The following is a 22133-nucleotide window of genomic DNA, read 5'->3' on the forward strand; positions in this document are numbered from 1 at the left end:
GGCGGCACCCCGGGCGGTGCCGTTCTTCCGTGTGCCCGTTGAAGACGTGCCCGTGGAACGGGCTCCTCCGCCCTTGGGCGGCCGCGGCGGAGGAGCGCCGGGCCGGTCTCACCCCAGGTGCAGGTCGCCGCCGAGGAGGAGGACGAACCACAGGAACGTGGCCAGCAGCGCCTCGGCCACGTCCTTCAGCAAAGCCGGGGTGATGTAGTCGTGGATCCAGGCCACGTAGAGGCCGACCAGGACGTAGATCAGAAAGAGGAAACTACCTAAGCGATAGCGGGTCATCTGGCGCTCCTAGCGTCGGGGGGCTGCGCCTCGACTGCCCTGATCCGTGCCGCCGAAACGGATAGCCTGGGAGGCATGGTGCGCATCGGAGCTCATGTCGACCAGGACGATCCCGCGGCCCACGCGGCCGAACGCGACGCGGAGATCGTGCAGTTCTTCCTCGGCGACCCGCAGGGCTACAAGGCGCCCGTGCTGCCCGACAAGCCGGTCGAGGGCGTCGACATCTACATCCACGCGCCCTACCTGATCAACGTGGCGACGACCAACAACCGGATCAGGATTCCCAGCCGCAAGCTGCTGGAGCAGCATCTCAAGGCGGCCGCGGGCCTCGGCGCCAAGGGCCTGATCGTCCACGGCGGCCACCTCAACAAGGACGAGGACCCGCAGATCGGGTTCGACAACTGGCGCAAGGTGTTCGAGCGGATGGAGTGCCCCATCCCCGTGCTGATCGAGAACACCGCGGGAGGCGGCAACGCCATCGCGCGCAGGCTCGACCGCATCGCCCGGCTGTGGGAGGCGCTCGACGGGTTCGACGTGGGCTTCTGCCTCGACACCTGCCACGCCCACGCGGGCGGCGAGGAGCTGGTCGACGTGGTCGACCGGGTCAAGGCCATCACCGGCCGCATCGACCTGGTCCACTGCAACGACTCGCGTGACGCCTTCGACTCGGGCGCCGACCGCCACGCCAACCTCGGTCAGGGGCAGATCGAGTCCGAGCTGATTCTGGAGGTGTGCCGCAAGGCGGGGGCGCCGATCATCGTGGAGACGCCGTTCGCAGGTCAGGCCGAGGACATCGCCTTCCTCCGCAAGAACCTGTGAGGGAAACACACAGCCTGTGGATAACTTCCATGGATTACTTTCCACCGGAAGCGGGTACGGATGTCAGCCGGCCCACGCGCCGGTGAGGAACCTCAGGGTGTTCAGCACCATCAGCGGGCCGAGGAGCAGGCCGTACCCGATGATCCACCGGGTCGACAGCCGGGAGATCAGCACCCACAGCGGGAACCACAGGATCAGGGCGCGCGGCACCGACAGGTAGTAGGCCGACAGCAGCAGCGCGCCCGCCTGCAGGCCGCAGTAGACGAACTCGCTCCACCGGCGCCGCACGAGCAGCCAGACCAGCACCGCGACGGCCACCACGGCGCCGACGATCTCCATCCGGAAGGCGACGGCGAAGTCGTCGGTGCCCATGGCCGAGTTCCAGGTGGTCCGCCACGCCTCCCACGGCCACACCATCTCCCGGCCCCACCCGGCCTCCTGCGCGTGCTTCCAGGCCAGCCAGTCACCGGTACGGTCGTGCAGATACCACGAGTAGGCGAGCAACGGGACGAAGGGGACGGTCAGCCACGGCAGTTCCCGCCAGCGCGGCTTGCTGAGCACGAACTCCACGATCAGCGCGACCGCCAGGAACATCCCCGTGATCCGGACGGCGGACGCCCCTGCGGCCAGCAGCGCGGCGGCGGCCCACTGCCTCCTGCGCGCCGCCAGCCAGGCGGGGATCGCGAGCGCGAGGAACAACGCCTCGCTGTAGCCGGCGGCCAGGAAGACCGCCGTGGGGAACAGCACCATGGCCAGCACCGCCGTGGAGCCCGAGCCGCCCTCGAACTCCGCGAGCCGCGCCAGCGCCATCGCCGCCACGCCACCCGCGACCAGCGAGATCAGCAGCCCGCACAGCGCCCAGTCGGGGACGACCAGGTGGACGAGCCTGAGCATGGCGGGCATGCCAGGGAAGAACGCGGGCAGGCCGGGGTCACGCGGGGCGCCGGGGTCGCCGCCGTAGCCGTGCTGGGCGATCGTGACGAAGAGGCTGGCGTCCCACTGCTTCCACCTGTCGAGGTAGCCGCCCGCGCCGGCCAGCCATGACGCGCCCATCAGGGTGGCGAGCAGGAGCCCGAGACGGGAGGTGACCCAGATCCCGAGCGCCCTCATCAGGTGAGCGCGAACCTGTCAGGGGCGCGGTCGAAGACGCCGCCCGTCTGGTCGTCGACGCCTGCCTGCCGTACCACGTCCTTGTCAGGACGGAGGATGTCGCGCACCACGAACGCCATCATGATGAGGATCGTGATGACGCGGCCCCAGACGGCGGTGAAGTAGACGTCGTCGCCGATGCCCAGGTGCCTGCTCGCCTCGTCCTGGTAGAGCAGGTAGAGCCAGATCGCGAAGAAGTACCACACCTCGGCGACCTGCCACAGCGCCAGCGGCTTCCAGTTGGGCCTGGCCAGCACGGCGAACGGCACCAGCCACAGCACGAACTGCGGCGACCACACCTTGTTGGTCATCATGAGCGCGGCCAGCGCCAGGAAGCAGATCTGCGCCAGGCGGGGCCGCTGCGGCGCCAGCACGGTCAGGACGGCGATGCCGAGACACAGCAGCGCCAGCGAGACCATGCCGAGCAGGCTCGGGTCCATGTCGCCGAGGATCGGCCAGTCCTTGCGCTCGAAGAACAGCCAGGGCGAGCCCCAGTCGACGCCGCGCTCCTGGGAGAAGACGTAGAAGCGCCGCCAGCCCTCCCACGCCAGCACCATGAACGGGACGTTGACGACGAGCCAGGCCGCCACCGCCGAGCCCAGCGAGACGAGGAAGGGCCGCCATTTTCCGGTGCGCACGGTCAGCAGGAACAGCGCGCCGAGGAACATCAGCGGGTAGAACTTGGTCGCGATCGCCAGACCGAGCAGCACGCCGGCCAGCACCTGGCGGCGGCGCGCCCACGCCAGCAGGAAGCCCATCGACAGCGCGCCCGCGATCAGGTCCCAGTTGATGTAGGCGGCGAGGATCACGCCGGGGGCGAGGGCGTACCAGGCGGCGTCCCATCTGCGGGTGGGCCCGGCCACGGCGGCCATCAGCAGCACGCCGATCACGAGGGAGATCCCCAGCAGGATCACCGTGATGTCGTAGAACCGCACCGCCTGGGTCGCCTCGTCCGGCGCCAGCCGGCGCACCAGCCAGGCGATGACCTGCATGACCTCGCCGAGCACGACGGGGTACTCCACCTGCTTGTCGAACGGCACCGCGGCGAAGTACGGGTCCTGCGTGTGGAGCTGCCGGTCGAAGAAGAGCGGGTAGATGTCGGTGTAGCAGGCGTTCGCGTACGTCTGGATGGAGTTGTTCCAGCCGCCCGTCCTGCAGGGCAGCTTCCAGACGTAGGCGAGGACCGCCCCCAGGGCCGCCATGAGCCCCAGGGGCAGGTACGGCACGACCGTCCGCGCCGTCGTCCCCAGCCGTGTCATTCGCTGTCGCGCCTGGTGGATCCGGCCATGGGATCGGGCACGATCGCGCCGCCGCCCATCGGGTCGTCGCCGGAGCCGACGTCACCGAGCCTGTCGGCCTCCGTCTGGCCGTCCTCGGGCAGGCCGTCGTTGTCGTCGTCGCTGTCGCAGCCGAGCAGGCCGCAGTCGTTGCCGTTGTCGTCGCCCCACGGGTCGTCCGGCGTGCCGAACGGGTTGTCGGTGGTCGGGGTCGGCTTGGGCTCCGGCTTCTCCACGATGTTCTCGGACTGGCCGATGTTCGCCCTGGCCGGGAACTGCTCGACCGGCAGCTTCAGCGTCTCGTGGGCGCGCAGCATGAAGGCACGCCACACCTCGGTGGGCGGACCGGCGCCCTCGAAGCCCAGCGACACCTCGTAGGGCTTGGTGTAGACCTTGTTGATCCCGTCGTACTTGCTGTTCTTCTTGCCGTCGGTCACGGGGCAGTTGGAGTGCTGCGGCGGGACGACCTTGCCGGAGGCGGTCCTGCACTCCTCGCGGTAGAAGCCGACCGCGGTGGAGATCTGCGGCGTGTAGCCGACGAACCAGGCTTCCTTCTCGTCGTTGTTGGTGCCGGTCTTGCCGGCGGCCGGGCGGTTGCCCAGGCCCTTGCCCGCGGCGGTGCCGCCGGCCTTGAGCACCGACTGCATCGCGGCGGTGGCGTCGGCGGCGGCCTCGGCCGAGATCACCTGCCGCGGCAGCTTCTTCTCGGGGTTCCAGCGGATGCTCTTGTCCGGGTTGAGGACCTTCTGAACCACGTGGTAGTCGGCGTGCTTGCCGCCGTTGGCGAAGATCGAGTAGCCGGCCGCCTGCTCGACGGGGGACACCAGCGCCGAGCCGATCGAGAAGCCGTAGGCGTGGGAGGCGACGTCGTCGTCCATCCGCTTCTTGCCGAGACCCGCCTCCACGACGATCCGCTTCACGTCCTCCAGCTGGCCGGGCAGCTTGTAGGCCATGGAGACGTACGCGGTGTTGACCGAGGCGGCGGTGGCCTTGACGACATCGACGGCCTGGCCGACGTTGTGGCTGTTGCGGTAGCCGCCGATCTGCTGGCCCGGGATCTCCTTGGGCACGGTCTCGTTGCCCGGCACGAAGCTGTTGAGGCTGTAGCCGGCGTCGAGCCAGGCGGCCAGCACGTACGGCTTGAAGGCCGAGGCCGCCTGCTTGTAGGACTTGAAGGGCTCGTTCCACGGGTCGGTGATGTAGTTCCTGCCGCCGTAGAAGGCGAGCACCCTGCCGTTTCGGGGGTCGACGGCGGCCAGACCCGCGTGGAACTCCTTGTTCATGCGCGCGGTCACGCCCTCGACCGCCGCCTTGGCGTCCCTCATCAGCTGCTTGTCGAACGTCGAGACGATCCGGTAGCCGCTGCGCTCGATCTCGTCGCTGCTGATGTTGTTGCGCTCGAGCTCGTTGAGGACCTCCCTGACCATGTAGCCGGTGAGCCCGGACATCTCGCTCTTGTCGGTGGGCTTCTTGACCTTCGGCCACTTGGCGGTCGCCGGCAGGTTGCCGTACTTCTGCGGGAACTGGTCGGCCATGTACTTGATCACGGTGCTCCACCGCGACTTCAGCCGGGGGTCCTCACCGTCCCAGTTGGGCTGCTGGATGCGGGCGGCCAGGTACGCCGCCTGCGCGGGGGTGAGCTTGGCGGCCTTGGTGTTCTTGCCGAAGTAGGCCTCGGCGGCCGCCTGGATGCCGTAGGCACGGCCGTAGTTGATCGTGTTGAGGTAGTCCATGAGGATGTCCTCTTTGGACTTCTCCTTGTTGAGCTTCACCGCGACGAAGATCTCTTTGACCTTCCGCTGGATCGACTGCTCCTGGCTGAGGCCCTCGTAGTAGTTGCGCGCCATCTGCTGGGTGATGGTGGAGGCGCCCTGGACCTGCTGGCGGGTCACGGTCATCCACACCGAGCGGGCGATGCCGGGGATGGAGATGCCGGAGTCCTCCCAGAAGGTCTTGTTCTCGATGGCGATCGTCGCGTCCTTGACCGCGTCGTTGACCTCGCTGAACTTGATGATCTTTCGCGGGATGCCCCAGCGGGCGATCTCGGTCTTGCCGTCCCGGTAGTAGATGATGCTTTCCTGCGCGACCGCGTTCTGCTGGGCGACCTCGGGCAGCGGTGTGTTCGCGTAGGCGACCCAGATCATCCCGAACAGGCCGGCGGCCAGCACGACCATGCTGGCCATGACGATCTTCCAGTTCGGGATGAACCGCTTCCAGCCGCGGCGGCCCTTCCCCGCGTCGCCGCCTTCGCCACCGCCGCCACCGCCGCCGCGACCCGGGCCCTCGGGGCCGCGCGGGCCCCGGCCGCCGCGGGAGCGGCGCGGCTCGGGTCCGCCCACCATCGTCTCCTCGGCACCGCGCCGGCGCGACGGGGGTCCGTCCACGGGGTACTGCGCGGTCTGCTGTGGCGGCACCTGCTGCGGCCCCGACGGCCGGGAGGGTGCGGGCGGCTGCGCGTCCATCGCGCCCGTCTGCTCGTAGGCGGCCTCGGGACGGCGTTCCATGCCCCAGCCGGTTTGTGTCGGCTGCGAAGCGGGCACGGGACTCGAGCGACGGCGCCTCCCCTGGCGACCCGTCCCTTCAGCGCGCTCTCCGCGTCCGATCGGCTCGGGGCCATAGCTGCTGTTACTCAACACGTCCTCGCATCGTCGTCATCTGGCACGGCGGGCGCCGTCCTCGGTTCACGTGGTGCCGACGCTGTCAGGCGGCCCGGTGCCGAGGACATAAGAGACGGTCAGGTGGTTCCAGGAACAACCCTGACATACCTCGACCACATAGACCCTGAACTCCTCGTAATCATGGGCCATCTCGAGGATCTCTGATGTGGCCTTTGCGCGACCGGCATGTCGGCCCAGCGCATCGCCGTAGACATAGGTCACGTTGGTGACGTTCTCTCTCGCGCATACCGGGCAGGGACGTTCGGTCGGTTCGCCGAAGTGCCGTGCCGCGCGAAGGAGATAGGGCTGTGCGTCGCAGACATCACGAGTGGAGGCATGCCCGGAGCGAAGTGAGCGCACTGCCGCCCGCTTCGCCAGCCCGTAGTCCACCACCCCTCGCTGAGACCACATGGGCGCCAGACTACGGCTTTTTGCCGATTCCACCCAACCTCTTGGGGAATCCGTTGATTGCGGCGATATAGCGACGCGACGTATTGTGTGGATGTATCGACTCGATACATCGGCGCGAGAGGGGGCGGTTTCCTTGGCCAGCGGACAGGGCAGAGTGCTTGAACTCGCCGTGCTCGGGTCGCTGCATGAGACCCCTCTCCATGGCTACGAGCTGCGCAAACGGCTCAACGCGCTGCTGGGGATGTTCAGAGCCTTCTCCTACGGCTCGCTGTACCCGTGCCTGAAGTCGCTGCTGGAGCAGGGGCTCATCATGGAGGAGCGCCCGGCGGAGGCGGTCGTCGGAGGGCGATCGAAGATCGTCTACAAACTCACCGCCGACGGCAAGGAGCGGCTGCAGGACCTGCTCACCCAGGCAGGCCCGTCCGCGTGGGAGGACGAGAGCTTCGGCGTCCACTTCGCCTTCTTCAGGCACACGGAGGCCGAAGTACGGCTGCGCATCCTCGAAGGACGCCGCAGCCGCCTCGAGGAACGGCTCGACAGCGTCCGCACCGCGCTGGCCCGCACCAGGGAGCGCCTCGACAGCTACACGTTGGAGCTGCAGCGTCACGGTCTGGAATCGGTCGAACGCGAGGTGCGTTGGCTGAACGAGCTGATCGCCACGGAACGCAGGGCCTCACAGGAGCCCGAGAAAGATACGTCATCAGATGAGTAAGGGAGCGAGTGCGATGGGTTCGGTACGCGTAGCCGTTGTCGGTGTCGGCAACTGCGCGGCGTCGCTGATTCAGGGCGTTCACTACTACAAGGACGCCGACCCGGACACACGAGTGCCGGGTCTGATGCACGTCAAGTTCGGCGACTACCACGTCGGTGACATCGAGTTCGTCGCCGCTTTCGACGTCGACGCCAAGAAGGTCGGCCGCGACCTGTCCGAGGCGATCGTCGCCAGCGAGAACAACACGATCAAGATCACGGACGTGCCGCCGACCGGTGTCATCGTCCAGCGCGGCCACACCTTCGACGGTCTCGGCGAGTTCTACCGCGAGATCATCGAGGAGTCCGACGAGGCGCCCGTGGACGTCGTGCGGGTGCTGAAGGACGCCCGGGTGGACGTGCTGGTGTCCTACCTGCCGGTGGGCTCGGAGGAGGCCGACCGCTTCTACGCCCAGTGCGCGCTCGACGCCAAGGTGGCGTTCGTGAACGCGCTGCCGGTCTTCATCGCCTCCGACCCCGAGTGGGCGGAGAAGTTCACCGAGGCGGGCGTGCCGATCGTCGGCGACGACATCAAGTCGCAGGTCGGCGCCACCATCACGCACCGCGTGATGGCCAAGCTGTTCGAGGACCGCGGGGTCGAGCTGCTGCGCACCTACCAGCTCAACTTCGGCGGCAACATGGACTTCATGAACATGCTGGAGCGCAAGCGGCTCCAGTCGAAGAAGATCTCCAAGACGCAGTCCGTCACCTCGCAGATCCCGCACGAGATGGCCAAGGCCGACGTGCACATCGGCCCGTCCGACCACGTGCCGTGGCTCGACGACCGCAAGTGGGCCTACGTCCGCCTGGAGGGCCGCTCGTTCGGCGACACCCCGCTGAACCTGGAGTACAAGCTCGAGGTGTGGGACTCGCCCAACTCGGCGGGCGTCATCATCGACGCGGTACGCGCCGCGAAGATCGCCCTCGACCGGGGGATCGCCGGGCCGATCCTGTCGGCCAGCTCCTACTTCATGAAGTCGCCGCCCGAGCAGTACTCCGACGAGGAGGCCCACGAGTACGTGGAGAAGTTCATCCGCGGCGAGGTGGAGCGGTAGTCCTCCCGTACGGCAGGCCGGCCTGAGCGCCGACGTCTCGTCGTGGCCGGGCGCTGTCCCCGTGCGCCACTCCAGCGCACGGGGTCCCCGCCCCGACGGCGAGACGTTCCGCGTTTCCGGGGTACGCCGTGACGGCGGCCGGCCACGGGCGCTCGGTGAGCGTTTCCCTGGAGGGACGCCGGCCCCGCGCCTCGGGTGGCGCCGGCGGCGGCGTGCCGTAACCGGAGATCCCCCGTTTCCGCGGGCTCAGGAACGCCCGGAGAGCGGGCGGGCGGCCGGGGGCAGCTCGGCGGGCGCGGCGGGGGACCAGGCGAGCGGGTCGGCCCCGAGGTCGTCGAGCTGGGGCACCTGGTCGCGGCACCACGGCGAGATCGCCAGCAGCCCCGACATCACGCCCGAGGCGAACTCCTTCCACGGCATCCACACCACCTCCCCCACCTCGTCGGGGTTCGGCCGTACCGGCGCGCTCGTCAGCACCCGGTAGACGGGGCACAGCTCGTGCTCGACGACGCCGTTGGCCATCACCGCCCGGTAGGAGAAGCGGGGCAGCATGAGATCGACGCGGTCGACGACCATGCCGAGCTCGTAGGAGAGCCGGCGCAGCACCGCGTCCTGGAGGGGCTCGCCCGGCAGCGGGTGGCCGCAGCAGCTGTTGGTCCACACGTCCGGCCAGGTGACCTTGTGAGAGGCCCGCCTGGACAGCAGCACCCGGCCGTCCTCGTCGAAGACGTAGCTGGAGAAGGCCAGGTGCAGCGGCGTGTCAGGACCGTGTATCGACGCCTTGGGTGCGGTGCCGATCGCGTTGCCTTCGCCGTCGACCAACACCACGAGTTCGTCAGGAGTCACAGTCTGTAGCGTACGTGATCATGACGCTGGGCCGGAACACTTTTACTCACCTGTCACGTGACGTATCTCAGGGTCGACCCCGATGTCCGGACGTGGGGCGAAGGCTAGGCTTGCGTCGTGTCTTATGCCGCCGATCTCCAAACGGTCCTGAAGGGGCGCGACTTCAGGCGGTTGTTCTTCACCCGCCTGGTCTCGCAGTTCTCCGACGGGATCTTCCAGTTCGGCGTCGCGGGTTTCGCGTTCTTCAGCCCGGAGAAGCAGACCACCGCGCTCCAGGTGGCGATCGGCCTGGCCGTGCTGCTGCTGCCGTACAGCGTGCTCGGTCCGTTCGTGGGCGTCTTCATCGACCGCTGGTCGCGGCGGCAGATCCTGGTGGTCGCGCCGATCGTGCGCGGCGGGCTGCTGCTGGTCGCCGCGGCGTTCGTCGCCGCCGGCCTGCCCGACGAGTACTTCTACGCTGCGGCGCTCGGCGTGCTGGGCGTCAACCGGTTCTTCCTGGCCGCGCTGGGCGCCTCGCTGCCGCACGTGGTGCCGAGGGAGCAGCTGATGATGGCCAACGCCGTCACGCCCACCTCCGGCACTGTCGTCACCTTCGTCGGCGCGGGCTTCGGCATCGTGCTGCGCTGGGTGTTCGGGGCGGGCCCCGGCGGCACCGCGCTGCTGCTGGTCACCTCGGGCGTGGTGTTCGGGCTGAGCGCGCTCATCGCCCGCACCATGCACCGGTCCCTGCTCGGCCCCTCCTACGACCCGGACCGGCCGCAGGCGCGCGAGGCCCTGCGCAACGTGGTCAGCGGTCTCGTCGACGGCGCCAGGCACCTGATCCACCACCGCGCGGCCGCCGCCGCGATGGGCGCGATGGCCACCCACCGCTTCATGTACGGCATGGCGACGGCGATGGGCATCATCCTTTACCGCTACTACTTCACCGACGGCGACGCAGACGCCGCCCTGTCGGGCATCAGCATCGTGCTGGTGACCTCGGGCTTCGGCTACTTCCTCGCGGTGGTCGTCACGCCGTGGGCCACCGAGCGCATGCCCATCGAGCGCTGGGTGCCGACCATGCTGGTCACCGCGGGCGTGCTGAGCGCGATCCTGATCATCCCGTTCCAGCCGTGGGGCCTGTGGATCGGCGGCTTCGTGCTGGGGGTGACCGGGCAGAGCGTCAAGATCTGCGCCGACACCAGCGTCCAGCGCGACGTCGAGGACGCCTACCTGGGCCGGGCCTTCTCGATCTACGACATGCTGTTCAACGGCATGTACGTGCTGGCGGCGGCGCTGTCGGCGGCGATCCTGCCGGCGAACGGCAAGTCCCTCGTAGCCGTCGCGATCATGGCGGTCGGCTACGTGCTCGGCGCGGTGATCTACCGGATCGTCACGCCGACGCGCTCTCCCCAGACTCTGTAGACCCGCTAGAAGCCGTTCTCCCCCGCCCACTCCAGCAGCGCCTGCGTGGCGGCCTCCTTGCCGATGACGCCCTTGTCGAGGCGCAGCTCCAGCAGGAACTTGTAGGCCTTGCCCACGGCAGGGCCAGGGCCGACACCGAGGACGCGCTGGATCTCGTTGCCGTCGAGCTCCGGCCTGATCTTCGCCAGCTCCTCTTCCTCCGCCAGCCGTTCGATGCGCTCCTCGAGCTGGTCGTAGGTGCGGGAGAGGACCTGCGCCTTGCGCTTGTTGCGCGTGGTGCAGTCGGCCCTGGTCAGCTTGTGGAGGCGCTCGAGCAGCGGGCCCGCGTCGCGCACGTAGCGGCGTACCGCGCTGTCGGTCCACTCGCCGGTGCCGTAGCCGTGGAAGCGCAGGTGCAGCTCCACCAGGCGGGAGACGTCGGCGACGACGTCCTTGGGGAACTTCAGCTCCGCCATCCGCTTCTTGGTCAGCTGCGCGCCCACCACCTCGTGGTGGTGGAAGGAGACCCGGCCGCCGGGCTCGTGACGGCGCGTCTTGGGCTTGCCCACGTCGTGCATGAGCGCCGACCAGCGCAGGATGCGGTCGGGCTTGCCGTCCTCCTCCTGGGCGATGGCCTGTTCGAGCACGATCAGCGTGTGCTCGTAGACGTCCTTGTGGCGGTGGTGCTCGTCGATCTCCAGGCGGAGCCTGGGCAGCTCGGGCAGCACGTGCGCGGCCAGCCCGGTCTCGACGAGCAGGCGCAGGCCCTCCCGGGGCATCGCGCCGCAGACCAGCTTGTCGAGCTCGTCGCGGATCCGCTCGGCCGAGACGATCTCGATGCGGTCGCTCATCGCGGCCATCGCGGCGACGGTCTCCGGCGCGACCGTGAAGCCGAGCTGGGCGGCGAAGCGGGCGGCGCGCAGCATGCGCAGCGGGTCGTCGCCGAAGGACTGCTCGGGCGTGCTGGGCGTGCGCAGCGTCCTGGCCGCCAGGTCGTCCCGCCCGCCGTAGGGGTCGACGAACTCGTGGCCCGGCAGCCGCACCGCCATCGCGTTGACGGCGAAGTCGCGGCGCTCCAGGTCGGCCTCGAGCGTCTCGCCGTACATGACCTCGGGCTTGCGCGACTTGGGGTCGTAGGACTCGCTGCGGTAGGTGGTGATCTCGAGCAGCCAGCCGCCCTTGCGCACGCCGATCGTGCCGAAGTCGATGCCGATCGTCCAGACCGAGTCGGCCCAGTCTCTGACGATCTCCAGGACCCGTTCGGGACGGGCGTCGGTCGTCAGGTCGAGGTCGTTGCCGATACGGCCCAGCAGGATGTCGCGCACGGAGCCGCCCACCAGGGCAAGCTCGTGCCCGCGGGCGGCGAAGAGCTCGCCGAGTTCGTTGGCGACGGGAGCGATTTTGCGGGAGATCTCTATTGAGTCGGACAAGCTGGGTAGGTCCTTCTATTGCGGAACATATCCCCCGAGCCACACCGGGTCCGGGTTACCGTCGGTCAGAGACCGTCGGGGGCCCATGGAACGAGGCAAGGAGCGTATATATGAAGGACGCCCTCGCGATCCACCGCTGGCTCCTCGCACACCAGGTCCATCATGAGATCGTACGCCTTCCGCGCCCCATGACGTGCGCCGAAGAGCTGCCCTCGGCGACCTCGTCCGCACCCGGGCGGTGCGTGGCCGTGACGGTGTTCGAGCGCCACTCGAGGCTGGGCCGCGAGGCGGTGGCCGTGGTCTCCACGGTCGCCGACCTGCCCACCGCCCACACGGTGGGTCTGCTGCTGGGTTCGACGAACGTCAGCCCAGCGCCGGCGTTCGCGATCAACGCGTCCACCGACTACGCGGCCGGACTGGTATGTCCGCTCCTGCTCCCTCTCGAGCTGTTTGTCCTTGTGGACGAGCGGATCCCCGCCGACGGCGGCCTCGTCTTCACGCCGACGGGCGAGCGCCACACCGCACTGCGGTTGCACGCCCTCGACCTCCTGCGACTCGTCCGCGGCAAGACCGTGGACCTCGGCCTGATCCGTCCCAGGGGAACCCGTGAGGCGGTCGCGCTCCGGCACTGAGCCCGTACCATGGCGGCGTGCGTCGAACTCCTCCACGGGCAGAAGCGTGATCCGTAAGACCACGCTGCTCCCGGTCCTCATCGCGGCGTTGCTCTCCGCCTTCGTCGTGACGCCGGCCGGTACGGCTGCCGCCGCCACCGTCACGGCGCAGCAGGTCAGGGTGACGATCGAGTCGATCACGCCGGACGTGCCGCGCAAGCCCGCCGACGAGATCAAGGTCATCGGCAAGCTGACCAACACCGGCACGACACCGCTGGCCGCCCCGATGATGCGGCTGCGCCCTGCCCGGCAACCGTTCTCGAGCAGAGCCGCCATGGAGGAGTACCTGGCGGGCGGCTTCGTCTCCGACTACGGCGCGGCCCACTCCGTGATCAGCCTGCCCGCCATCGCGCCCGGCGGCACGGCCGCGTTCGAGCTGAAGACCACTCCCATGGCGCTGACCCTGTCCAGGTTCGGCGTCTACCCGCTGGGCGTCGAGCTGCTGAACGGCGGGCTGCCCGTCACCACCGTCCGCACGTTCCTGACGTACGCGCCGCCGAACGCCAAGCCGCCGAAGAACAGGATCGCCTTCGCGCTGCCGATCATCGACCAGCCGCGCCGCGGTCCCGACGACGTCTTCATCGACGACAACCTGCGCACCTCGCTGCTCGGCAGCGGCCGTCTCGCCGACCTGCTGCGCATCGCGAAGTCCCAGCCGAAGAACGTCACCTGGTTCGTCGACCCGGCCCTGCTCGACGACGTCCATGCGATGTCGGCCGGCGAGCAGTACAAGGTGCGGCCCAAGGCGGGCGGCGAGATCAAGCGGCCGCGCGACACGGCGGCGGCCCAGTGGCTCGACGAGCTGCGGGCGGCTCTCGCCACGCAGAACGTGGTGGCCACGCCGTACGCGGACCCCGACGTCACGGCGCTGGCGCACCAGGGGCTCGACGAGGAGACCGCGAAGGCCATCACGATCAGCGCCGCGAAGGCCAGGACGCTGCTCAAGCGGGACGTGCCCACCGCGACCGCGTGGCCGCCGGCGGGCAAGATCGACGATGACGCGCTCGACCTGCTGACCGTCGGCGGCGTCACCACGGTCCTGCTGGACGCCGACAACCTGACCACGAGCGCGCGGCCGAACCCGACGGCCGACGCGGCCCTGACCGTGCCCCCCGCGGTCACGCCCGACGCCGCGACGACGATCGACAGCGTCTCGGGCCCCGTCAGGGCGCTGGTCGCCGACCCGGGGCTGAGCCGCACGCTGGAGCTCCAGAAGGGCGTGCCGGGCTCGTCGACCCTGCAGAAGCAGCGGTTCGTGGCGGAGACCGCGATGATCGCCGGCGAGCAGGGCGTCACCGCGCCCCGGTCGCTCGTCGTGGCGCCCCCGCGCCGCTGGAACCCCAACCCGACCCACGTGACCAACCTGCTGAAGACGGCCGCGGGCCTGCCGTGGCTCACCGGCGTGCCGCTCACCTCGATCAAGCAGACCAAGGCGTCCGCCCCGCGCGCGGGGCTGACCTACACCGACGCCGACCGCAAGGCCGAGCTGAGCAGGAAGTACCTCGAGTCGGTGAGGCGGGTCGCGGGCAAGGCCGCGCTCACCTCCGGCATCACCTCCGAGCACGCGCCGTCCGCCTTCGACACGGCGGTGCTGCGGCTGACCTCCTCGGCCTGGCGGGTCAAGTCCGGCATCGGCGCCAGGGAGGCCAAGCAGGTCGAGGCCAAGGTGGGCGAGAGCCTCGCGAAGGTCTACATCACCGGCTCGGCGCAGGGCAGGACGCGCTCCCTGGCCGGCCAGGAGGGCCAGATCCCCGTCAGCGTGAAGAACGGGCGCGACGAACCGGTCTCCCTGACCGTGCAGGTCACCTCCGACTCCACCGACCTGCTGGAGATCGTCAGCGACGGCAAGCCCCAGCGGCTCGACATCGGCCCGGGGCAGAGCGGCACGATCCAGGTGAAGATGCGGGTCAAGGTGAGCGGCGACTCGCTCGTCACCATCCAGCTGCGCACTCTGGACGGCAAGGCCTACCAGAAGCCCGCCAAGCTGACGATCAGGACGACGGGCTACACCCAGATCGCGCTGGTCATCGTCGGCGGGGCGCTGTCGGTGATGCTGGCGGCCGTGGTGATGCGAGTGCTCAGGCGCAGGTCGGAGCGGCGCGTGGCGAAGACGGCGAAATCTAGGGAGAGCGAGCGCGTATGAGCCGCATGCTGCGAGCCAGCGCCATCATGGCCGCGGGCACGCTGGTGTCCAGGGTCACCGGTTTCGTCCGCACGATCATCTTGGCCGCGGCGATCGGCACCGGCCTCATGGGCGACGCCTACCAGGCCGCCTACACGATCCCCTACAGCATCCTCGACCTGCTCATCCTCGGCGTGCTGAGCAGCGTGGTCGTGCCGATGATCGTGCGCGCCCAGCGGGAGGACCCCGACGGCGGCAGGGCCTACGAGCAGCGGCTGCTCACGCTGTCGACGCTCGCGCTCACGGTCGTCGCCGTGCTGGCCGTCCTGGCCGCCCCGCTGCTGATCGACCTGTACACCGACTGGCGGGCGGGCTCGCGGGAGTTCGCGGTCGCGGTCTCGCTGGCCAGGTACATCCTGCCGCAGCTGGCCTTCTTCGGCGTCGGGGCCATCGCCGGCGCCATCCTGAACACCAGGGACAGGTTCGCCGCGCCGATGTGGGCGCCCGTCCTGAACAACGTGGTCGTCATCGGCGTCCTGCTGGCCTACATCGCCGTCAGCACGGCCAGGGGCGACATCTCGAAGGTCACCGAGGGCGATCTGGCACTGCTCGGGCTCGGCACCACCGCGGGCATCGTGGCGCAGGCCCTCGTGCTGATCGTCTCGCTCAGGCGGGCCGGTTTCTCCTTCCGCCCCCGCTTCGACGTCCGCAACGCCAGGCTCGGCGAGATGGGCAGGGCGGGCGTCTGGACCATCGGCTACGTCGTGGTGACCCAGCTCGGCCTGATCCTCACGACCAACCTGGCCACCGCGGCCAGCAAGGTGGCCCCCGGCCACGGCATCGCCGCCTACAACTTCGCCTTCCAGCTCTTCCAGCTGCCCTACGGCATCATCGGCGTCTCCGTCATCACCGCCATGCTGCCGAGGATGAGCAGGTCGGCGGGCGAGGGCAGGCTCGACGAGCTGCGCTCCGAGTTCGCCTCCGGGGTACGGCTGGTCGGCTCGGTCATGGTGCCGATCTCGCTGCTGCTCATGGTGCTCGGCCCCGCGATGACGGTGCTGATCTTCGGCCACGGCGACACCTCCTCGGAGAGCGCCGTCTACATCGGCAACGTGCTGCAGGTCTTCGGCCTGGCGCTGGTGCCGTTCTCGATCTTCCAGCTCCTGCTGCGGGTGTTCTACAGCTTCGGCGACACGCGGACGCCGGTTTTCGTGGGCGCGGGCACCACCGCGGTCAACGCGGTGCTCATGCTCGTGGCCTCCTTCACGCTCCCCGCGGAGTACGTCGTCATGGGGCTGGCCTTCGCCTACACCGTGGCGTACACGGTCGGCGCGACGGTGGCGTGGATGATGGCCAGCCGGCGCGTGGGCGGTCTGGGCGGCTGGACCGTCGGCTCGGCGCTGACCAGGATGTACGTCGCCGCCATGCCCACGGCCGTGCTCGCGCTCGCCGCCGTCTGGGGCGTCCAGCAGGCCTTCGGCATCCTGGGTACGGTCAACGCGCTGATCATTCTGGGGGTCGGCGGCGGCCTCGGCGGTGCCCTGTATCTGGTCGTCGCGCACAAGATGCGTATCCCGGAGGTCAACTCGATCGTTGGAATGGTCGCGGGGCGGGTAGGCCGTTACTGAGCGCGGGAGGAACCGGCGCGGCACTACCATGGTGCCCGACACGTGGCAAAACGGAAGCAGGAGGGGCGTGGGCGGATCCACCCGACATCGCGTGCCTGCGTGGAGGGACGTCACGCAGGTGATCGAGTCATGAGCGGCGCCTCAACGGTTGAGCCAGGAACCCGCCTCGCGGAGCGCTTCCGTCTGGAGGACCGTGTCAGCGAGTCGGAGGGGGCCACCCTCTGGAAGGCCATCGACGAGATCCTCGCGCGCCCTGTCGCGGTGCACACCTTCGATCCCGACTTCCCTCGCGTCACCGAGGTGGTGACCGCCGCCCGCGCCGCGAGCAGGCTCACCGACCCCCGGCTGACCCAGGTGTTCGACGCCGCCGAGGACGGCGAGCTGGCCTACGTGGTGAGCGAGTGGGTCACCGGCGACTCGCTGTCCGACCTGCTGGCCGGCGGCCCGATGGAGCCCGAGCGCGCCGCCGCCCTGGTCGCCGAGGCGGCCGAGGCGCTGGCCCACGCGCACGAGCACGACCTCCACCACCTGTGCCTGCACCCCGGCAAGCTCGTCTGGACCACCGGCAACACGGTCAAGGTGCTCGGTGTCGCCGTCGACGCGGCCCTCGCCGGGCTCACCACCGACGATCCCGCGCGCGACGACGCCGAGGGGCTCGGCCGCCTGCTCTACGCCGGCCTGACCGGGCACTGGCCGGGCGACGAGGAGGAGGGCGGGCTGCCCGCCGCCCCCATGACCGACGGCCACTTCTGCACCCCGCGCCAGGTGACCGCGGGCGTGCCCGGCTACCTCGACACCATCACGTGCCGGGCCGTGCTGCCCGAGTCGCGCAGGGGGCAGAGCGCGCTGGCCACTCCCGCGGAGATGGCCGAGGCGCTGGCCGACGTCGCCAGGCCGCTGCCGATCCCCTTCACGCCGGCTCCCCCGCCACCGCCGCCGCCCGCCCCCACCGTGGCCTCCCGCTCGGAGGGGATGGAGATCCGGCAGCAGCTCTACGTGCCCGCGCCGCCGAAGCAGCCGAGCACCCTCAACCGGGCGCTGATGACGTTCCTCGTGCTGCTGGTGATCGCCGCCGTGGGCGTCGGCGCGTGGACGCTCGGCCGCAAGCTCGGCAACCCGGGGCAGCAGCCGCCGGTCGCCGAGAGCTCGGCGCCGCCCACGCCGACGGCGGAGCCGCAGATCGTCAAGCCGTCCACCGCCACCGGCTTCGACCCGCTCGGCGACGACCGCGCCGAGCATCCCGAACTCGCCAAGGACGCCATCGACGGCAAGCCCGACACCTTCTGGAACACCACGAAGTACGTCAGCGCCACGCTGGGTAACCTGAAGCCGGGCGTGGGCCTCATGCTCGACATGGGGAAGCCGACGAAGATCGCTGATGTGATCGCGACGCTGTCCGACAGCCCCGGCGCCACCGTCGAGCTGAAGGTCGGCAACTCCGCCGATCTCAGCTCGCTGAAGACGGTGGCCAAGCAGAAGGACGCCTCGGGCAAGGTCACGCTGACGCCGGGGGAAGCCGCAACCGGTCAGTACGTTTTGATCTGGTTTACGCGTCTTCCCGCGGAGGACGGGGCGTTTCGTGGCACCATCTATGACGTAGTGGTGTATTCCCCCGGAACGGCATAAACCTTGTGAATTCCCCACCCGAGCCACCCTCTGACGCCGAGCTGCTCACCCGGCACCTCGACGGGGATCAGCATGCGTTCAGTGAGATCGTCAAAAGGCACCGAGACCGCATGTGGGCGGTCGCCCTGCGCACGCTCGGCGACCCCGACGAGGCGGCTGACGCCGTACAGGACGCGTTCGTCTCCGCCTACCGGAAGGCGCACAGCTTCCGCGGCGAGGCGGCCGTCACCACCTGGCTGCACCGCATCGTGGTCAACGCCTGCCTCGACAGGATGCGCCGCAAATCCGTCCGGCCCGTCGCCGACGACGAGCTGATCGAGGCGGCCGAGCGCGACACCCCGATGCCCGACCAGACCGGCGAGCGCGAGGTCTCCATGGAGGTTTCGGCCGCGCTCAAACTCCTCCCCGCCGACCAGCGGGCCGCGCTCGTCCTCGTCGACATGATGGGCTACTCCGTCGAAGACGCAGCTCAGGTGCTGTCCGTGCCGAGCGGGACGGTGAAGAGCCGATGCGCCCGCGGTCGCGCGAAACTTGCCCCAATTCTTTCGCATCTACGGAACCGAACCGACCTCACTCGCGTCTCATCCGCGAAGGGAGCAGAACTTCGTGACGGGTGATACGCACTACGATCTGGAGATCTTGGCCGAGCTGGCCGAGGGTCTCCTGGACGCTGCCACAGCCGAACAGGTACGCGAACATCTCGCGGTTTGCGACCCCTGCGGGGAGCTCCTGGCCGACCTGGCGGCGGTTCGCGAGGTGCTCGCGGCGACTCCCACCCCGGCCATGCCGATGGGCGTCGCGATGCGAATCGACCAGGCTCTTGCTCGTGAGGCTTCCGGGGGGCGTGTCGGCCTCGTGGAAAGTCCCGACTGGGATGAGCTGACCCGACAGGCACCGCCCGAGCCGGTACGGCTGGGCGTCGTCGCCGACGACGGCAGCATCGTCCCAGCGCGATCCCGACGCTCCGCACGCCGGCGCAGATGGGCCATGCCCGCTGTCGCGGCGGCCGCGGCGGCGGTCGTGGTCGGCACGGCGGTGGTCGGAACGACCATGCTGGCGGGCGGCGGTGGCTCTCCTGTGGAGAAGAACACCATGGCTCAGCCACAGCCGTCCGAACCGAGCGTCGGCTACGTCGTGACGGACACCGACTACAACTGGAGCTCGCAGGACCTGCGCCAGCCGCTGCGCGACTTCTTCGGCCCCGCGCCCGCCTCCAAGGGCGGCGGCGTCGACGCCAGGGTGACCGCCTGCGTCACCAAGGTGTCCAACCGGAGCAGGCTCAAGCCCTTCATGGTCGACCAGAGCGAGTTCAACGGCCAGGAGGCCCTGATCGTCGCCTCCTGGAAGGACAAGGTCGCCCAGCGCGTCCGAGTCGACGTCGTCGACCCGTTCACGTGCAAGAACATCGTCAAACCCACACTGGGCAGCTGGAACTAGCGCCAAGCAGAAGGGCCCGCCACGGCGGGCCCTTCCTCTTTGTGGGCAGGCGGGAATCAGCGGCGCCTAGGATCTGTTGACGCCACTGGCAAACAGAGAAGGAAGGCGTGGAGCGTTGAGCGACGTCCGGAATGTGATCATCATCGGTTCGGGGCCCGCAGGGTATACCGCGGCCGTCTACTCCGCACGCGCCGAACTCAAGCCTCTGGTCTTCGAAGGCTCCGTGACCGCGGGCGGCGCGCTCATGAACACCACCGACGTGGAGAACTTCCCCGGGTTCCCCGACGGCATCATGGGCCCCGACCTGATGGACAACCTGCGCAAGCAGGCCGAGCGCTTCGGCGCCGAACTGGTCGCCGACGACGTGGTCGAGGTCGACCTGGAGGCCAACCCCAAGGTCGTCAAGACCCACACCGACACCTACTACGCCAAGTCGGTCATCCTGTCGATGGGCTCCGGCTACCGCGAGCTGGGCCTGCAGAACGAGAAGCGACTGTCCGGCCACGGCGTGTCCTGGTGCGCCACCTGCGACGGGTTCTTCTTCCGCAACAAGGACATCGTGGTCGTCGGAGGCGGAGACACCGCCATGGAGGAGGCCATCTTCCTCACCCGCTTCGCGCGCATGGTGACCGTCGTCCACCGCCGCGACGAGCTGCGCGCCAGCAAGATCATGCAGGAGCGCGCCTTCGCCAACGAGAAGATCCGCTTCGTCTGGGACTCCGAGGTCACCGACGTGCTCGGCGACGACAAGGTGACCGCGGTCACGCTGCGCAACATCAAGACGGGCGAGGAATGCGAGCTGGCCACCGACGGCCTGTTCATCGCGATCGGCCACGACCCGCGCACCGACCTGGTCAAGGGGCAGATCGAGCTCGACGACGAGGGATACGTCAAGGTGGCCTCGCCGTCCACCGAGACCAACATCCCCGGCGTGTTCGCCGCCGGCGACGTGGTCGACCACACCTACCGGCAGGCCATCACGGCGGCGGGCACCGGCTGCTCGGCGTCGCTCGACTCAGAGCGCTGGCTCGCAAGCAACGAGAACTAAACGAAGGAGCCCACTGTGAAGGCAGTCACCGACGCCTCGTTCGAGGCGGACGTCCTCAAGAACGACAAGCCCGTCCTTGTCGACTTCTGGGCGGAGTGGTGCGGCCCGTGCCGCCAGGTCGCGCCGATCCTCGAGGAGATCTCGAAGGAGTACGGGGACAAGCTGGAGATCGTCAAGCTGAACATCGACGAGAACCCGAACGTGCCTCGCGACTACGGTGTGCTCCAGATCCCGACCATGAACGTCTACAAGGGCGGAGAGGTCGTCAAGCAGATCATCGGCGCCAAGCCGAAGGCCATGCTGCTGCGCGAGCTCGACGGCATCATCTAGCCGTACTCGTCACCGAGCCCCGGGAGTCGACCGACCCCCGGGGCTCGGTCGTTGTCGGGGGCGTCGTCCCACACGTCGCGTCCGCCGCGCGGGAGGCTCCTGCGTGCGGCTGTCCTGGAGGGACGGACATCGCTCCGCCACGTTCGGCCCCGCCTCCAGGCACCCCGAGCCACGCCGGAGACGATCAGGGCCGCCTTAACGCCACGGCTCCCCCCTTCGGAACCCCGGCATAGTCAGCCCCCGCCCTTCGGAAACCCCCAGCCACATCGGGGACGGCCGCGACCGCACACGACCCCGCGCCCCGTCCTCCGGGAAACCCCGGCCGTGCGCGGGACGATCAGGCCACACCCGACCCCGCGACGCCCGCCTCCAGGAAACCCAGGCACACCAGGGATGATCACGGCCGCACTTAACGCCGCGGCCCGCGCCCTTCGGAACCCCGGCAGTGCCGGGGACGGCCGCGACCGCACCCGACCCTGCGACCCCCTGTCCTCCAGGAACCCCAGCCACGCGCGGGACGATCACGGCCGCACTCGCCTCCGCGACGCCCGCCCTTCAGGAGCCCCAGCCGCGCCGGGGACGGTCGCGACCGCATCCGACCTCGCGGCGCCTGTCCTCCGGAACCCCAGCCACGCGCAGGACGATCACAACCCCACACGACGCAGCAGCCCCGTCCTCCAGGAAACCCCGACCGCACCGGGGACGATCACGACCGCACACCACCCCGCGACCCCGCCCTTCCGGAACCCCCGCCGCACCCAGGACGGTCGCGACCACATCCGACCCCGCGGCGCCTGTCCTCCGGAACCCCAGCCACGCACAGGACGATCACAACCCCACACGACGCAGCAACCCCGCCCTCCAGGAAACTCCGACCGCACCGGGGACGATCACGACCGCACACCACCCCGCGACCCCGCCCTTCCGGAACCCCCGCCGCACCCAGGACGGTCGCGACCACATCCGACCCCGCGGCGCCTGTCCTCCGGAACCCCAGCCACGCACAGGACGATCACAACCCCACACGACGCAGCAACCCCGCCCTCCAGGAAACCCCGCCGCACTCAGGACGGTCGGGACAGCCTCCGACCCCGCGACCTCGCCCTTCCGGAACCCCCGCCGCACTCAGGACGGTCGGGACAGCCTCCGACCCCGCGACCTCGCCCTTCCGGAACCCCCGCCGCACTCAGGACGGTCGGGACAGCCTCC

The 22133-nt window shown here is 69.4% G+C and carries 19 protein-coding genes; 12 read left to right on the forward strand and 7 right to left on the reverse strand.

The genetic code is table 11. The annotated features are described in order from the left end of the window. Positions 1–108: 108 nt before the first annotated feature. On the reverse strand, positions 109–285 hold the full coding sequence (locus ACWEVS_RS06060; RefSeq protein WP_449915991.1) for a hypothetical protein: 177 nt from the start codon (positions 283–285) through the stop codon (positions 109–111). A 75-nt stretch (positions 286–360) separates the two neighbouring features. On the opposite strand from ACWEVS_RS06060, the gene ACWEVS_RS06065 reads away from it, so the two are divergent. Further along, positions 361–1104, forward strand: a complete 744-nt coding sequence (locus ACWEVS_RS06065) for a deoxyribonuclease IV (protein ID WP_452550182.1) — start codon at positions 361–363, stop codon at positions 1102–1104. 63 nt (positions 1105–1167) lie between these two features. Here the strand turns inward: ACWEVS_RS06065 and ACWEVS_RS06070 are convergent, their stop codons facing one another. The 4 genes from ACWEVS_RS06070 to ACWEVS_RS06085 form a co-directional block, all read right to left on the reverse strand. Further along, positions 1168–2214, reverse strand: coding sequence for a mannosyltransferase family protein (locus tag ACWEVS_RS06070; RefSeq protein ID WP_449915996.1), 1047 nt, complete (start codon positions 2212–2214; stop codon positions 1168–1170). Next, positions 2214–3512 (reverse strand): glycosyltransferase family 87 protein, encoded by a 1299-nt coding sequence (locus ACWEVS_RS06075; protein ID WP_452550184.1) that lies wholly within the window; start codon positions 3510–3512, stop codon positions 2214–2216. The genes ACWEVS_RS06070 and ACWEVS_RS06075 overlap by 1 nt, the downstream gene beginning before the upstream one ends. Beyond that, positions 3509–6034, reverse strand: coding sequence for a transglycosylase domain-containing protein (locus ACWEVS_RS06080; protein ID WP_452550186.1), 2526 nt, complete (start codon positions 6032–6034; stop codon positions 3509–3511). Before ACWEVS_RS06080 ends, ACWEVS_RS06075 begins: the two co-directional genes overlap by 4 nt. Before the next feature lie 177 nt (positions 6035–6211). Further along, entirely contained in the window at positions 6212–6598 is a 387-nt protein-coding gene (locus ACWEVS_RS06085; protein ID WP_449916002.1) for a DUF5318 family protein, read from the reverse strand. Positions 6599–6731: 133 nt separating this feature from the next. On the opposite strand from ACWEVS_RS06085, the gene ACWEVS_RS06090 reads away from it, so the two are divergent. After that, a complete protein-coding gene (locus ACWEVS_RS06090) occupies positions 6732–7310 on the forward strand; it encodes a helix-turn-helix transcriptional regulator (protein WP_449916004.1) in 579 nt (192 codons plus the stop codon). A gap of 13 nt (positions 7311–7323) precedes the next feature. Beyond that, positions 7324–8403, forward strand: coding sequence for an inositol-3-phosphate synthase (locus tag ACWEVS_RS06095; RefSeq protein ID WP_354919231.1), 1080 nt, complete (start codon positions 7324–7326; stop codon positions 8401–8403). 246 nt (positions 8404–8649) lie between these two features. On the opposite strand, the gene idi is transcribed toward ACWEVS_RS06095, so the two are convergent. Beyond that, complete coding sequence (idi, locus tag ACWEVS_RS06100; RefSeq protein WP_452550188.1) at positions 8650–9249, reverse strand: isopentenyl-diphosphate Delta-isomerase; 600 nt, start codon at positions 9247–9249, stop codon at positions 8650–8652. Positions 9250–9366: 117 nt separating this feature from the next. Here idi and ACWEVS_RS06105 point away from each other — a divergent pair, with 117 nt between their 5' ends. Continuing rightward, on the forward strand, positions 9367–10653 hold the full coding sequence (locus ACWEVS_RS06105) for an MFS transporter (protein WP_452550190.1): 1287 nt from the start codon (positions 9367–9369) through the stop codon (positions 10651–10653). Between the two features lie 5 nt (positions 10654–10658). On the opposite strand, the gene ACWEVS_RS06110 is transcribed toward ACWEVS_RS06105, so the two are convergent. Beyond that, positions 10659–12062, reverse strand: a complete 1404-nt coding sequence (locus ACWEVS_RS06110) for a CCA tRNA nucleotidyltransferase (RefSeq protein WP_449916012.1) — start codon at positions 12060–12062, stop codon at positions 10659–10661. A gap of 110 nt (positions 12063–12172) precedes the next feature. Between ACWEVS_RS06110 and ACWEVS_RS06115 the strand changes: the two genes are divergently transcribed. From ACWEVS_RS06115 to trxA, 8 genes are all read left to right on the forward strand, one after another. Continuing rightward, positions 12173–12694: a YbaK/EbsC family protein gene (locus ACWEVS_RS06115; protein WP_449916014.1), complete on the forward strand. Its 522-nt coding sequence runs from the start codon at positions 12173–12175 to the stop codon at positions 12692–12694. 46 nt (positions 12695–12740) lie between these two features. Next, positions 12741–14876 (forward strand): DUF6049 family protein, encoded by a 2136-nt coding sequence (locus tag ACWEVS_RS06120; RefSeq protein WP_452550192.1) that lies wholly within the window; start codon positions 12741–12743, stop codon positions 14874–14876. After that, positions 14873–16483: a murein biosynthesis integral membrane protein MurJ gene (murJ, locus tag ACWEVS_RS06125; protein ID WP_449916018.1), complete on the forward strand. Its 1611-nt coding sequence runs from the start codon at positions 14873–14875 to the stop codon at positions 16481–16483. The genes ACWEVS_RS06120 and murJ overlap by 4 nt, the downstream gene beginning before the upstream one ends. A gap of 129 nt (positions 16484–16612) precedes the next feature. Then, entirely contained in the window at positions 16613–18109 is a 1497-nt protein-coding gene (locus ACWEVS_RS06130) for a protein kinase family protein (RefSeq protein WP_449916021.1), read from the forward strand. Positions 18110–18114: 5 nt separating this feature from the next. Beyond that, a complete protein-coding gene (gene sigM / locus ACWEVS_RS06135) occupies positions 18115–18726 on the forward strand; it encodes an RNA polymerase sigma factor SigM (RefSeq protein ID WP_354919254.1) in 612 nt (203 codons plus the stop codon). Further along, positions 18716–19546: an anti-sigma factor family protein gene (locus ACWEVS_RS06140; RefSeq protein ID WP_452550194.1), complete on the forward strand. Its 831-nt coding sequence runs from the start codon at positions 18716–18718 to the stop codon at positions 19544–19546. The genes sigM and ACWEVS_RS06140 overlap by 11 nt, the downstream gene beginning before the upstream one ends. Before the next feature lie 115 nt (positions 19547–19661). Next, positions 19662–20594 carry a thioredoxin-disulfide reductase gene (gene trxB / locus ACWEVS_RS06145; protein ID WP_354919259.1) on the forward strand — a complete coding sequence of 311 codons (933 nt, stop codon included), beginning with the start codon at positions 19662–19664 and terminating at the stop codon, positions 20592–20594. A 15-nt stretch (positions 20595–20609) separates the two neighbouring features. Next, on the forward strand, positions 20610–20924 hold the full coding sequence (gene trxA / locus ACWEVS_RS06150; RefSeq protein WP_312895737.1) for a thioredoxin: 315 nt from the start codon (positions 20610–20612) through the stop codon (positions 20922–20924). Positions 20925–22133 lie beyond the last annotated feature (1209 nt).

It is taken from the genome of Nonomuraea sp. NPDC003754 (assembly GCF_053605785.1).